At 59.6% G+C, this 13,016-nt stretch carries 11 protein-coding genes; 10 read left to right on the top strand and 1 reads right to left on the bottom strand.

The window, feature by feature from the left end; all coding sequences use genetic code 11:
* Positions 1 to 47: 47 nt before the first annotated feature.
* The 4 genes from HF955_RS07045 to HF955_RS07030 all read left to right on the top strand — a co-directional run bounded on the left by HF955_RS07045 (position 48) and on the right by HF955_RS07030 (position 5,284).
* A complete protein-coding gene (locus HF955_RS07045; RefSeq protein ID WP_291078842.1) occupies positions 48 to 2,825 on the top strand; it encodes a TonB-dependent receptor in 2,778 nt (925 codons plus the stop codon).
* A gap of 752 nt (positions 2,826 to 3,577) precedes the next feature.
* On the top strand, positions 3,578 to 4,042 hold the full coding sequence (locus HF955_RS07040) for a hypothetical protein (protein ID WP_291078841.1): 465 nt from the start codon (positions 3,578 to 3,580) through the stop codon (positions 4,040 to 4,042).
* Between the two features lie 225 nt (positions 4,043 to 4,267).
* Positions 4,268 to 4,738 carry a hypothetical protein gene (locus tag HF955_RS07035; RefSeq protein WP_291078840.1) on the top strand — a complete coding sequence of 157 codons (471 nt, stop codon included), beginning with the start codon at positions 4,268 to 4,270 and terminating at the stop codon, positions 4,736 to 4,738.
* A gap of 27 nt (positions 4,739 to 4,765) precedes the next feature.
* Entirely contained in the window at positions 4,766 to 5,284 is a 519-nt protein-coding gene (locus tag HF955_RS07030) for a hypothetical protein (protein ID WP_291078839.1), read from the top strand.
* Positions 5,285 to 5,312: 28 nt separating this feature from the next.
* Here the strand turns inward: HF955_RS07030 and HF955_RS07025 are convergent, their stop codons facing one another.
* Positions 5,313 to 6,062: a hypothetical protein gene (locus HF955_RS07025; protein ID WP_291078838.1), complete on the bottom strand. Its 750-nt coding sequence runs from the start codon at positions 6,060 to 6,062 to the stop codon at positions 5,313 to 5,315.
* 207 nt (positions 6,063 to 6,269) lie between these two features.
* Between HF955_RS07025 and HF955_RS07020 the strand changes: the two genes are divergently transcribed.
* From HF955_RS07020 to HF955_RS06995, 6 genes are all read left to right on the top strand, one after another.
* Positions 6,270 to 7,655, top strand: coding sequence for a pectate lyase (locus tag HF955_RS07020; protein ID WP_291078837.1), 1,386 nt, complete (start codon positions 6,270 to 6,272; stop codon positions 7,653 to 7,655).
* Positions 7,656 to 7,705: 50 nt separating this feature from the next.
* Entirely contained in the window at positions 7,706 to 8,755 is a 1,050-nt protein-coding gene (locus HF955_RS07015; protein WP_036261666.1) for a LacI family DNA-binding transcriptional regulator, read from the top strand.
* Between the two features lie 174 nt (positions 8,756 to 8,929).
* On the top strand, positions 8,930 to 9,571 hold the full coding sequence (locus HF955_RS07010; protein WP_291078836.1) for an RpiB/LacA/LacB family sugar-phosphate isomerase: 642 nt from the start codon (positions 8,930 to 8,932) through the stop codon (positions 9,569 to 9,571).
* A gap of 47 nt (positions 9,572 to 9,618) precedes the next feature.
* Positions 9,619 to 10,380, top strand: a complete 762-nt coding sequence (gene kduD, locus HF955_RS07005) for a 2-dehydro-3-deoxy-D-gluconate 5-dehydrogenase KduD (RefSeq protein WP_291078835.1) — start codon at positions 9,619 to 9,621, stop codon at positions 10,378 to 10,380.
* Positions 10,381 to 10,403: 23 nt separating this feature from the next.
* Positions 10,404 to 11,402 (top strand): sugar kinase, encoded by a 999-nt coding sequence (locus HF955_RS07000; protein WP_291078834.1) that lies wholly within the window; start codon positions 10,404 to 10,406, stop codon positions 11,400 to 11,402.
* 24 nt (positions 11,403 to 11,426) lie between these two features.
* Complete coding sequence (locus tag HF955_RS06995) at positions 11,427 to 13,016, top strand: carboxylesterase/lipase family protein (RefSeq protein WP_291078833.1); 1,590 nt, start codon at positions 11,427 to 11,429, stop codon at positions 13,014 to 13,016.

Genomic DNA, 13,016 nt, shown 5'->3' with positions numbered 1-13,016 from the left:
CACCGGTGTCATTCCGGTGATAAAAGTATATCGGGAGGAAATTAAGAATGCGGGTACCCACCAGAGTCCGAATCCTAGCCAGCGTATCGCTGGCCAGCATGATGCTGTCAGGATCCTTGTCATTTGCACAGGAAACCGTCGAAGACACCGCCGACGCAGAGGCCGATCAGGTTCTCGACAGCGTCGTGGTAACCGGTTTCCGTGAATCGCTTTCAGAAGCCTTGGACGTGAAACGGGAATCGACCGGCTTCGTCGACGCCATCCTGGCGGAAGACATCGCCGACTTCCCGGATCTGAACCTTGCAGAATCGCTCCAGCGGATTCCGGGCATCGCAATTGATCGTCAGGCCGGCGAAGGCCGCAGGATTACCGTGCGCGGCCTGTCCGGCGATTTCACGCGGGTCCGGATCAACGGCATGGATGCCTTGGCCACGGGGGGTGGCTCGGACGCATCCGGCGGCACCAACCGCAGCCGCTCGTTCGATTTCAACACATTCGCTTCCGAACTGTTCAGCCAGCTTGTCGTCCGCAAGTCACAATCGGCCTCCATCGAGGAAGGCTCCCTCGGGGCGGTCGTTGAACTGCAAACGGCTCGTCCGCTCGATTTCGACGAGGGCTGGACCTTCTCTGCCTCGGCGCAGGCCCTCTACAATGATCTGGTCGAGGAAACCTCGCCGCGCTTCGCTGGCCTGGCCTCCTGGCAAAATGATTCCGGAACCTTCGGCGCGCTCGTCTCGGCCGCTTTCCAGGATCGTACGATCCGCGAGGAAGGGTTCTCGTCTGTCCGGTTCGACGATCAGGGCACCTTCCGTTCCGTGAATGGCGAAACCTGCATCGGTGCGGACCCATTCCCGGCAGCATGTGATGAGGTACGCAATTCCTACTATGCGCGTATCCCGCGTTATGGCCGCCTCACCTATGATCAGGAACGGACCGGCCTGACCGGCGCCCTTCAGTTCCGCCCCAGCGATCGCACCACGATCACGGTGGAGGGCCTCTATTCCGAACTCGACGCCCAGCGCGACGAGGAATTCCTGCAGGTCTTTGTCCGGTCGAACACGGATAATATCGCGGTGACGGACTATAATGTGAACAGCGACGGCGTCCTGGACTATCTTCAGGGGGACGTGCTTGCTGACACAAGCAACGGCATCATCCCGATGCGCAGCGAGCATCGCCGCGACTATTACACCACCGAGTTCACACAGCTGACCTTTGAGGTGGAGCACGATTTCTCAGACACGCTCCGCGGTTCATTCTTCGCCGGTCAATCCTCGTCTTCTTTCGACAATCCAGTCCAGGCGACAGTCTTCTTCGATGCGGCCAACCCGGTCGAAGGTTACTCCTATGATTTCCGCAACAATCTTGAATTGCCCGCCATCAGCTATGGCAACACGGATGTCACCGACCCGTCGGAATTCCTGTTCACACAGTTCCGCAACCGTCCTCAGGGTTCGGACAATGATTTCGAAACCGTACGGGCTGACCTGGAATACGATTTCGCGTCAAACATGACGCTGTCCGGCGGACTCAGCTACAAGCAGTACGAGTTCTCGACCCGGGAGATCCGGATTGACGGCAATGTGGCCGATCTTGACGGTTTTGATGCTGCAGCTCCAGTGGACGGATCGCTCGTCGGTCTCGTGACCGGCTTTGGCAATGGCCTCGACTATGGGTCGAATGATACATCTTGGGTCAGCGCAAACTGGGATGCAGCCATCGATTTGAGCGGCATTCTGGACATTGCCGGCGATATCTCCTCGCGGCCGCAAAGCAACCGGTCGGTCAAGGAAGAGGATCTGGCCGGATATGCGCAGCTCGACTTTGAAACCGAACTGTCCGGCATGCTCCTGCGCGGCGATGTGGGGGCCCGCTATGTCGAAACCACCACCACGGCCTCCGGCTATGTGCCGGGCGATGGTGGCCTGTCCCTGCGGACGGTCGAGAATTCCTACACGGATTTCCTGCCATCCCTGAACCTCGTGCTGGAAGCGTCAGACCAGGTCCAGTTCCGTGCCGGTATCGCCAAGGTCATGGCACGGCCATCCCTTGGCAACCTGACCCCCGGCGGCAATCTGGATACGTTCAGCGGCGAGCCGTATGATTTCAGCATCGGCAATCCCGAGCTGGATCCCTATCGCGCCACGGCCTTTGACCTCAGCGCCGAATGGTACTTCGCAGAGGAAAGCCTGATTGCGGTCTCCCTGTTTTACAAGGATATCGAATCCTACTTCCTCACGCCGGCCAGCACCGAAGTGGCGTTCAGCACACTTGGACTGCCCGCCAGCGTTGCCTCGTCCACCAGCCCGCTCGGTGAAGACCTCGCCAATGGCCTGGACCCGCTTGTGGCGGTCAGCCAGGTCGAGAATGGCGGGGAGGCCTCCATTCAGGGTCTCGAAGTGGTCTATCAGCAGCCCTTCTTCTTCCTGCCGGGCCTGTTGAGCAATACCGGCTTCGTCGGCAACCTGACCTATGCGGACTCGGATGAAATCAACGATTTCTCCAAGATCTCGCACAATATGACCCTTTACTATGAGGATGATCGGTTTGCAGCCCGCATTTCCGGCTCCTACCGGGACGAGTACCAGACACGCTCCCCGAACGGATCCGGACGCACAGAAGGCCGGGAAGAGCGGGGCGTGGCATCGACCTACAACATCGATCTGTCCATGTCCTACCAGCTGACCGACCAGATCGACCTGACCTTCGAAGGGATCAATCTGACTGACGAGTTCGAACATCAGACGTTCGACCGCCTCAACCTGCCGACCCTTTACCATCACACGGGCCGGAATTTCCTGTTGGGCGCGCGCTACACGTTCTGATCCAGCCTCCCCGGACCGGGCCACCGCGCCCGGTCCGATTATGAAATTGCGTTCCTCCCAGTGCGCGATCCTCGAATGGCCCCGGCGACCCAAGGTCTCCGGGGCTTTTTTCGCGGTCCCGAATGGAAGAGGCGCTTTATCTTCAGTTCTCTACTCAATCCGGTCTCGGGACTCGCGCCTGAATGGACCTGGGTGTCTCATCTCCTCTGGTTTCTGCGCCATATGCCCGAAGGCCACCAGACTGATGCGACGGTCTCCCTCGCAGATTGCGACAAGGTCAATGTTGGGAGTCCATCCGCATTTCGCCCGTTTCACCGCAATATTATGCCAACGATCAGGATTGTTCACCGCTCGCTGAGCCAGTTTTCCACTGCGCCGCCTGGCACAGTTTCATCCGCCCACGGCGTTTGAAGCGGACCACGAAACGGGTCGTGTCTCCCACGTCTCAGGGGCTTTCGGAGCGTGCCGGTCTGCAATAGGACAGCGGCGGGGCTCGCATCAAAAGCGATTCAGACGGAAGGAATTCGTTGGCTTCGCTGTTGACTCCACGCCGGTTCCCCACGCCCGGCAGCGAGCCCCACCCAGCCAGGTGAATGGATGAGATGCTGGTGCAACCTTACCGGGCGAATGCGCCTACCCTTGGTAACACCCCATTAAGGTCGGGCCTCCAGCATGGCTCTGTCGATGTAGATCGAACAGAACTTGTGCGCCTGTACTGAGCAAGTCATGGCGCCACCGAACAGGAGCGTAAATTGAAGATTCTGGCGACCACAATCCTCGCAGCCATTGTCACCGCGCCCATTGCCGCCGCTGACGTGCATTTTCGCGTAAAGAACTGCAGCGAGTACCCGGTTCACTTCTGGACCTACAATGGCGATGACTGGCTGATGCTCTCACCCTACAAGCATGGTGACTTCAAGCGCATGGACGAAGACGCCAAGGATGCCAGCGTGAGGAAGACAGCCTGTCACTTCGGCGAAAAGTGCAAGATCAAACTGCGCCCGGACGAATTCGACAAACAGCTCGACAAGGTCGTGAGCGTCGAAGCGGAGCACTATCTCAGGCTGGCACGGATTGAGTCCCGCTTGATCGAGTACAATGACGATGACAACAAGAAAGTATACGAGTCTGCTCCGATCGTCACATATACCATCTCGCCACATGAGGAGAGCTGCAGCGATCCCATAGAGAATGCGAAGGTCCTGAACTATCCGTAAGCGATCTTCATACCTCTTCAGAAGTCTGCGCCGAGATGTTTTCACCGCCGGTCAACACGCTTCAAGTTCGGCGTCCACGGTCAGGCAGAGGCGAAGACCTGGAATACACCAAGCATCATTGCTTCTACAGGTACCGAACCCCCACTTTGACCACGATCCGGAGTCGGCTCGGTCGCGAAGCTATCCCACGCCCGCCCCTTACAGACACGCAGGAGACTCATCGTAATGCCGTGGAAACTTCTCTCAATCACCAGCGCAACCTTCGTCCTCGGTTCTGCCATGACTTGCCAGGCCGACGTACCCTTCAGGGTAAAGAATTGTTCTGATACGAAAATCGACTATGAGACCTACAATGGAAGCGACGGTCTCGAATCCATCCCTTATGAGGATGGGGCCCTGGGCGCAAAGAACTCCGTAAGTGACGACGCCAACTACAGAAAGCTGGTTTGCCATACAGGGCAGTTCTGCAAGCTGCGGATGGAGCCGAACGGCTTTGAGGATCAACCCAAGAAAGTGATCAAGGTCCAGGCTCACCACTACATGCGAATTGCAGAGGTCAAGGAAGGTGTGCGGCGTTTTGAAGATATCTGGGGCAATGTCTCCAATCTGAGCTCGCCCATCATCGTCTACACGATCTCGGACAAGGAAGAGCATTGCAAAGACCATCTGAACGACCCCAAGGAAGCGAAGCGATAGCCATTTTTAAAACCCGGTGACGTCGAGATGGAAAAGTCACTCGCTCTCCTGCCGCTGCCAGGCAGAAAGCGCCTCAAAGGGTTTGGCCGCCTGGTCGCTGCCACATTTGCCGGGATGGCGGCATTCCAACTGCCTGCGAACGCGAAAACCCATTTTCACGTCAAGAATTGCGGCGCATACGCAATCAGCTACTCGACCTTCAATGGCCATGACAAGTCCCTGTTGATCCCATACAAGACGGGTATTATCGGCCACAAGGATGCCAGTCGTCCGGACGCCCGCAATCATCTTACTTCCTGCGCGAAGGGCGAAACCTGCAAGCTCATCATCTTGCCGCAACATTTCGACAATCACCCAAAAAAGGTGATCACCATCAATGGCGGCCAGTACATCCGTATCGTGAAAATATCGAAAGAAGAGCTGAAGTACCAGTATCTACCTGGTATCTACAAATACAAATCGTCTCCGATCATGGTCTACACAATATCGGACCACGAGGAAGCCTGTACGGATTCTGCACGCAATCCCATGACCGTGAGACACTAAGCTGCCCCCCCCGGGGGCCAAGGCGACCTCAGACAGAGGAATTCGCCAGCTCTCCGGTCGGAACAAGTTTCAGCGGAATATCCCGTACCCCACGCGCGCGCACCGTAGAAAACTGGCTGACCGATGCGACATGAACACCGGTGACAGCACCGGTGGAAATCGCCATTCCCTTCTTCAGGGGCAGGCCTCTCTGCGCAGCATTCTCCAGCATGAACCGGAACGATTCGACAGGCCCGCCGGGAATTCCGGACGCATCGGCCGCCCCTACACATTCTCCGTCTATCAGCGTCTCGAACGGCCAGTTCGTGAAATCCAGCGTCGTCCATTCCGGCAGGATGTCACCGATGATCAGCCCGCAATTGTTTCCAAAGTCGGATATCGTCACCAGCGGACCATGGTCATTGATGCCGGAAAACGGACTGCTCGCAATCTCGACACCCGCATGGATGCTGGCGATCAGATCAATTGCTTCGCTGGTCGTGTAATTCGTTTTCTCTGGATCTGCATCCTGCGCGACCATCACCACACACTCGCCTTCAACCGCCGCGAACCCGTCTGCATAGACCGGACAGTTTGCGACGGAATCACCTTGTCGGCTGACTTGGGACGTGAAGATCGGTCCCGCGAGCCGGTCTGTACCAAACCGCTCGATATCGCTCCCATTGATTCGTCCGACCTTCCAGCCGGCAATTTCATCCGGCCACAGGGCAATCGCCGCATCCTGAATGGCATATGCCTCTGCAAGGGATTGCGGAAGCGGCCCCGGATATTCAGCCATGGGTTCGGCCGAACGCCGCGCCTGAACGAATTTTTTTGCTATGTTTTCAAGTACGCTCACGCTTTTTCCTCGGCCTGTATGTCTTGGGGTGGACACTATAGGAAACCGGTGTCATTTTCAAACCTCCATAATGATAAAAAGTCGTCCGGACCAGTCTCGTCAGGCTGAAGAGTCGGCAAACTCCGGAAGACATGCGAGGAAAACGTCATGACAAATCATGTTCACAGCAGCGTGCTGAAATCGCTGGCAGCTGCCGCTGTCCTAACACTGAGCGGATGCGCAACCGCGCAGCAACCGGGAATGACAACGCCCGGCCCGTCTGCGAGCACGGCACCTGCCGAGGCCCCCTGGATGGGACCGCTCGGCCCGGCCTCCATGACGCGCGGCGGCGCGGGCGGCCAGATTGTGAGGGTGACCAGCCTGGCATCCGGTGGCCCGGGCAGCCTGCGCGCAGCGCTGGATGTGCAAGGCCCGAAGATCATCGTGTTTGAAGTCGGCGGCGTGATTGACCTGAACGGAGAAAATCTTCGCCTTGCAACGTCCAATGTCACCATTGCCGGCCAAACGGCCCCCTCCCCCGGAATCACTCTGATCCGCGGTGGCATGGTGATTACAGGCCATGACATCATTGTTCAGCATCTGCGCGTCCGCCCCGGCGATCTCGGCGAGGCCTATCGCAGCGGACGTGATATCGACGCCATCACCACCATCTCTGCCCACAATGTCATTGTCGACCACTGTTCCCTGAGTTGGGCGACGGATGAAAACCTGTCGGCCTCCGGCCCGCGTTTTACGGGTGACACGCCGGACGCATGGCGCGCCGGAACGTCCCAGTCAATCGCCTACACAAACAACATCATTGCTGAAGGCCTGTCGCATTCGACACATGCCAAGGGCGAGCACTCCAAGGGATCCCTGATCCACGACAATGTGAGCGGCATCCTGATTTACGGCAATTTGTATGCCCATAATTTCGAACGAAGCCCCCTGTTCAAAGGCGGCGTGCGCGGCGCGATCGTGAACAATTTCATCTACAATCCCGGCCAGCGCGCCATTCACTACAATCTGCAAGGACTCGAATGGGGCGATGTTCCCGCACAGGCTGGGCACATGGATCTGGTGGGCAATGTCATGCGGGCGGGTCCGTCGACCAGTGACGGTCTGCCGCTGCTCATGATCGGCGGCGATGGAAGTCTCGACCTTCATGCCCGGGACAATCTCGCCATCGACAAATGGGGCAGCCCCCTGCCGGCACTCGGCCAATACACTACCGCTGCATCGGCCACCGTCGACACGACTGGCCCTTCAGATATCATTACAGGATTGCCGATTCTCGACGCCTCGGAGGTTGAACCCTACGTGCTGAAAAATGCCGGCGCGCGGCCATGGGATCGCGACGCGGTGGATGTTCGCATTCTGGCCGACACCGCGGAAGGCCGAGGAGAGATTATCGACAGCCAGGACCAGGTCGGCGGGTATCCCGCGGTCGAGCCGACGCACCGCGTGTTCGATCCGTCTCAATGGGATCTCGAAACGATGCAACCTGTTTCAGAAGAGGCCCTCGACTCCGGGCTGAAAGCGAAGGGGACTTGAAGCGCCTTCAAATCACGTCAAAAAGAAACGTGAGACAGTAAGGCGTTCATATGAGTGACGACGAACATGAGCCGAAGCCGGGACGAGACCGGGCGCAGGTGACCATAATCGACATTGCGCGCATGGCGGAGGTCTCCAAAAAGACCGTGTCGCGTGTGATCAATGAGTCGCCGCTCGTACGGGAGGAAACCCGGAAGAAGGTCAAGCAGATCATTGCCGAGACCGGCTTCACGCCCAACCCGCAGGCCCGCGCGCTCGCGTTCCGGCGATCCTTCCTGATCGGGCTGGTCTATGACAATCCGAGCCCGCAATATGTGGTGAACATGCAGCGTGGAATTCTCGACACGCTGGGCGACACATCCTTTCAACTGGTGCTGAGGCCTTGCGACCGGGGCGAGGACAATTATCGCGAACGGGTCCGCTCCTTCATCCTTCAGCACAAGCCGCACGGCATCATCCTCACGCCCTCGGTTTCCGAGGACGAAACCCTGGCAGAAATGCTGCGCGAGGAAGAATGCGACTATGTCCGCATCGCGTCGCTTGAACTGGACATACCGTCGCGCAGCATTCGCACCCATGATGCCCAGGGGGCCGAGATGGCTGCCGCGCACCTGGCCCAGCTGGGCCACAAGCGGATCGGGCACATACATGGTCCGAAAACCTTCCGTTCGGCGCATGAGCGCCTGTCCGGTTTCAAGCGCGGATTGGAAGGCTACGGGCTGGAACTTGCGCCTGAACTGACCGTGGAGGGTGCCTACACGTTCGACTCAGGCGTCACCAGCGCGACCCGCCTGCTCAACCGGCCGGACAGACCCACTGCCATTTTCGCGGGCAATGACGAAATGGCGGTTGGTGTGTATGTCGCAGCGCGCAAGGCCGGACTGCGGATCCCGGAAGACCTCTCGATTGTCGGTTTCGACGACACACCGATTTCAGCGCGCATCTGGCCGCCGCTGACTACGGTCCGCTCGCCCATCCGGGAGGTTGGGCGCGCCGCCGCAGATCTTCTGGTCAAGCGGGGGTCGGGGTCCGAATCCATCACGGAGATGCAGTCTTTCCAGCTGGAACTTGTAGTTCGGGAATCGACGAAATCCCTCTGAGTCCTGCCCGGCACAATGGTTGTCAGCCACGGACGCAAGTGTTATGACACCGGTTACCATATGCAGGCTGCTTCGCGCCCTCAGCCCCCCCAGGCAGGCCGGCCCGGCCAGAGTTGCAGCACACATCCGATGCCCACAACGGCACAGAATCCGAGGTCTTGAAAGGACGTCCCCATGAAGATCGCACTGATCATTGAAAACAGCCAGGCAGCCAAGAGCAGCATTGTCCATGATGCGCTGAAGACGGTCGTCGAGCCGCTTGGGCACTCCCTCTTCCATTATGGCATGTACGGCCCGGAGGATGATGCCCAGCTGACCTATGTCATGAACGGACTTCTGGCGGGCATCCTGCTGAATTCGAAAGCCGCCGACTTCGTCGTGACGGGATGTGGCACGGGCATGGGCTCCATGCTGGGCTGCAACGCCATGCCCGGCGTGATCTGCGGTCTCGTGATCGATCCGACCGACGCCTTCCTGTTCGGCCAGATCAATGACGGCAATGCCATTTCCATGCCCTACGCCAAGGGCTTCGGCTGGGCGGCTGAACTGAACCTGCAGGACTGCTACCGCAAGCTGTTCGAAGTCGAGCGCGGGGTCGGCTACCCGAAAGAGCGCGCCGCCATCATGGCTAAGAATCGCAACATCTTCAGTGAAATGAAGGCTGCCTCGCACCATGACATGCTGACCGTCCTTAAATCTGTCGATCAGGATCTGCTGAAGGCTGCCGTTTCCGGCGAACGCTTTCAGGAGTACTTCTTCGCGAATGCAGAAGACCAGACCATCGCCGACTATATCAAGGGCGTGCTCGCATCCTGAGGCAGATACCTCAGACCTGAAAGAACAATCGGCCCGGGGAGGACCGTATGAGCCAGAATCCATTCAGCCTAGAAGGCAAGTGCGCCCTCGTGACCGGGGCCAATACCGGCCTGGGTCAGGGCATGGCTGTTGCCCTTGCAGAAGCCGGGGCCGACCTGGCCCTGGTGGGCCGGTCCCAACCGGACGACACCGTCCGCAAGATCGAAGCCCTTGGCCGCAAGGCACATGTCATCACGGCAGACCTTGGAAGCGCAGACCATGTGACAGAGATTGTCGCCGATGCGAAGTCGGCCCTCGGCTCGGTCGACATTCTCGTGAACAATGCCGGCATCATCAAACGCAACGACTCCATAGACTTCACACCAGAGGAATGGGACAGCGTGATGAATGTGAATCTGCGCACGCTGTTCTTTCTCAGCCAGGCTGTGGCCCGGGACATGATTGCAGGCCAGCGCGGCGGCAAGATCATCAACATTGCCAGTATGCTGAGTTTTCAGGGTGGGATCCGCGTTCCGTCCTATACAGCCTCCAAGAGCGGCGTGGCCGGCCTGACCAAGATTCTCGCCAATGAATGGGCGAAACACGGGATCAATGTGAATGCCATCGCTCCCGGCTATTTCGCCACGAACAATACAGCGGCGCTGCAGGCAGACGAAACGCGTAATCGCGAAATACTTGGCCGTATCCCGTCCGGACGCTGGGGCGACCCCTCCGATCTCGGCGGCGCTGTGGTCTTCCTCTCTTCGCGCGCATCGGACTATGTTCAGGGTATAACGCTGCCCGTGGATGGCGGCTGGCTGGCCCGCTAGCGCGGGGGAAAGGTTGACCGCCCATGGCAGCCTCGATTGTCTGCTTCGGTGAATTGCTGCTTCGCATGAGCGCGCCGGGAAACCAGCGCCTGATGCAATTGCCCGAACTCAATGTACATGTCGGCGGCGCCGAGGCGAATGTGGCGGTGTCCCTCGCCCGGTTCGGCCACACGGCCCGCATGGTCAGCTGCCTGCCGGACAATCCCCTTGGCGAAGCCATCCTTCAGGATTTGCGCGGACAGGGTGTCGATACCACCCATATCCAGACCGGTGACGGGCGGGTCGGGCTCTACTTCCTGGAAACCGGCGCCGTGCAGCGCCCGTCCCGCATTGTCTACGACCGCGCTCACAGCGCATTCGTCTCCCGTCCCGCCGACGCCTATTACTGGCGGTCCATCCTTCAGGGGGCTGACTGGCTGCACATTTCCGGCATCACGCCCGCCACGGGGCCCAATGCGGCCGACGCGGCGCTGCAGGCGACGCGAACGGCCACGGAACTCGGCGTCCGGATCTCGTTCGACGGGAACTATCGTGAGCAGCTCTGGAAGGCCTGGTCCGGCAATGGGCCGGAAATCCTGGCGGAACTGCTGAGCCATGCCAGCCTTGCCTTCATCAATGAACTCGATGTCGGCCTGATCTTCGGCGAATCCCATTCAGACCGAGCCGACGCCGAAGCCGCCGTGTTTGCGCGCCTGCCCCGGCTCCAGCACATCGCCTCCACCATGCGCCATCAAGTCAGTGCAGACCATCACAGGCTTACCGGACGCCTGGCGACGCGCGATGGCGTTTGGGTTTCCCGGGAATTTGACATGCCCGGCATCGTGGACCGGATCGGCGGCGGTGATGCGTTTGCTGGTGGCTTGCTGCACATGCTGACAGGCACTGCACCGTTGCAGGACGTGGTAGAGTTTGCGACCGCCTCCGCAGTGATCAAGCACTCCGTAGCCGGAGATTACAATCGGACTCGCATCCAGGAGGTCGAGGACCTCCTGTCCAGAAACGGCCTGGATGTTCGCCGCTAGCGCGGGATCAAGGGAGGGAATTGCATGACGTTGACCCGCCGGACCTTTGCGCAAGGGGCCGCCATGCTGGCAGGGGCGAGCCCATTGATGGGGTTTTCCCGTCGTCCGCCCGGCGATCCCATCGCCGAGACCAATTGGGGCAGGGTACGCGGCCACCGCCAGGGTGGCGTTTGCGTCTTCAAGGGTATCCGATATGGCGCTGATACGGCGCAAACCCGGTTCAGCCAGCCCCGTCAGCCGACGCCGTGGAGGGATGTGATCGACGCCACAGAATATGGCGCGTCCGCACCTCAGAAACGACCAGACGGTCCGGTCAGTGAAGATTGCCTGTTCCTGAATGTCTGGACCCCGGCCATCGCGGATGACGCAAGGCGCCCGGTCATGGTCTATTTTCATGGCGGTGCCTATGCGAGCGGCTCCGGCTCTTCGCCGCTCTATGACGGCACAAAACTGGCAATCAAGGGCGATGTCGTCGTCGTCACCGTCAATCACCGTCTGAACGCCTTCGGCTATCTTTCCCTCCAGCAGCTCAATCCGGACTTTCCGGATTCCGGCAATGCCGGCATGTGGGATTTGGTCCAGGCGCTGCGCTGGATACAAGCCAACGCCGCCGCCTTTGGCGGCGATGCATCGCGTATCTTCGTGTTTGGCCAGTCCGGCGGCGGCGCGAAGATTGCCACACTCATGGCCGCGCCGTCCGCAAAGGGACTGTTTCACTCGGCCGCCACCATGAGTGGTCAGCAGGTCACAGCCTGCGGCCCGCTGAACGGCCGCAAACGTGCCGAGACCTTCCTGCGCGCAGCCGGAATTGACCCGGCAGACACACAGGCCCTCATGGCCGCGCCGATGGAACAACTTGTGGAAGCGCTTTCAGGGGCGGACCCGATCAATCCGGACCGAGGCCTGTATTTCGGGCCGGTACTGGATGGCCGGTTCCTCACGCGGCATCCCTTCTGGCCGGACGCTCCGGCGCAGTCAGCAGGCATCCCAATGATTCTCGGAAACACGAAGGACGAGACCCGGAACCTGATCGGCAGCAAACAGCCGAAGACCTTCGATCTCGATTGGGCGGACCTGCCCGCGCTGCTCGCGGTTCACATGCGCTGCGACATCGACCCGGCCGAAGTCATCGGAACCTATCGGACACTCTATCCGGACTGGTCTGCCAGCGATGTGTTTTTCGCGGCGGCGACCGCCGGCCGATCATGGCGCGGACAGGTCGAGGAGGCTGATGCCCGCGCAGTACAGGACGGCCCCACCTGGGTCTATCAATTCGATCTTGGATCGCCCGAGGATGGCGGCAAATGGGGCGCCCCCCATACAATCGACATTGCTTTTGCGTTCGACAATCTTGACCGGTCAGGTGTCCATGATGGCACGCGCGTCCCCACCGGCGGCGTGTATGCCCGCGTGGCGGATGAGCTGTCCCGCGCCTTCATCAGCATGGCACGCAATGGCCACCCCAATCATGCCGGTCTGCCACATTGGGACACCCACACCCTGCCCAACCGGCAAACCATGATCTTTGACGCCGCAACACGCGTCGAAAACGACCCGCGTCAAGGCGAGCGGGAACTCTTCGCCAAAGTGCCTTTCACCCAATGGGGGACCTGA

The sequence above is a fragment of the Hyphomonas sp. genome (assembly GCF_017792385.1).
Classification (GTDB): domain Bacteria; phylum Pseudomonadota; class Alphaproteobacteria; order Caulobacterales; family Hyphomonadaceae; genus Hyphomonas.
The sequence above is the reverse complement of the archived record's forward strand: the minus strand, read 5'-3'. Positions and strand labels throughout refer to the sequence as shown.

Bases quoted from the DNA above. Each gene is read 5' to 3' on its own strand.
- HF955_RS07045 (WP_291078842.1), top strand. From the start codon at position 48: ATGCGGGTACCCACCAGAGTCCGAATCCTAGCCAGCGTATCGCTGGCC.
- HF955_RS07035 (WP_291078840.1), top strand. From the start codon at position 4,268: ATGCCGTGGAAACTTCTCTCAATCACCAGCGCAACCTTCGTCCTCGGT.
- HF955_RS07030 (WP_291078839.1), top strand. From the start codon at position 4,766: ATGGAAAAGTCACTCGCTCTCCTGCCGCTGCCAGGCAGAAAGCGCCTC.
- HF955_RS07025 (WP_291078838.1), bottom strand. From the start codon at position 6,062: ATGGCTGAATATCCGGGGCCGCTTCCGCAATCCCTTGCAGAGGCATAT.
- HF955_RS07020 (WP_291078837.1), top strand. From the start codon at position 6,270: ATGACAAATCATGTTCACAGCAGCGTGCTGAAATCGCTGGCAGCTGCC.
- HF955_RS07015 (WP_036261666.1), top strand. From the start codon at position 7,706: ATGAGTGACGACGAACATGAGCCGAAGCCGGGACGAGACCGGGCGCAG.
- HF955_RS07010 (WP_291078836.1), top strand. From the start codon at position 8,930: ATGAAGATCGCACTGATCATTGAAAACAGCCAGGCAGCCAAGAGCAGC.
- kduD (WP_291078835.1), top strand. From the start codon at position 9,619: ATGAGCCAGAATCCATTCAGCCTAGAAGGCAAGTGCGCCCTCGTGACC.
- HF955_RS07000 (WP_291078834.1), top strand. From the start codon at position 10,404: ATGGCAGCCTCGATTGTCTGCTTCGGTGAATTGCTGCTTCGCATGAGC.
- HF955_RS06995 (WP_291078833.1), top strand. From the start codon at position 11,427: ATGACGTTGACCCGCCGGACCTTTGCGCAAGGGGCCGCCATGCTGGCA.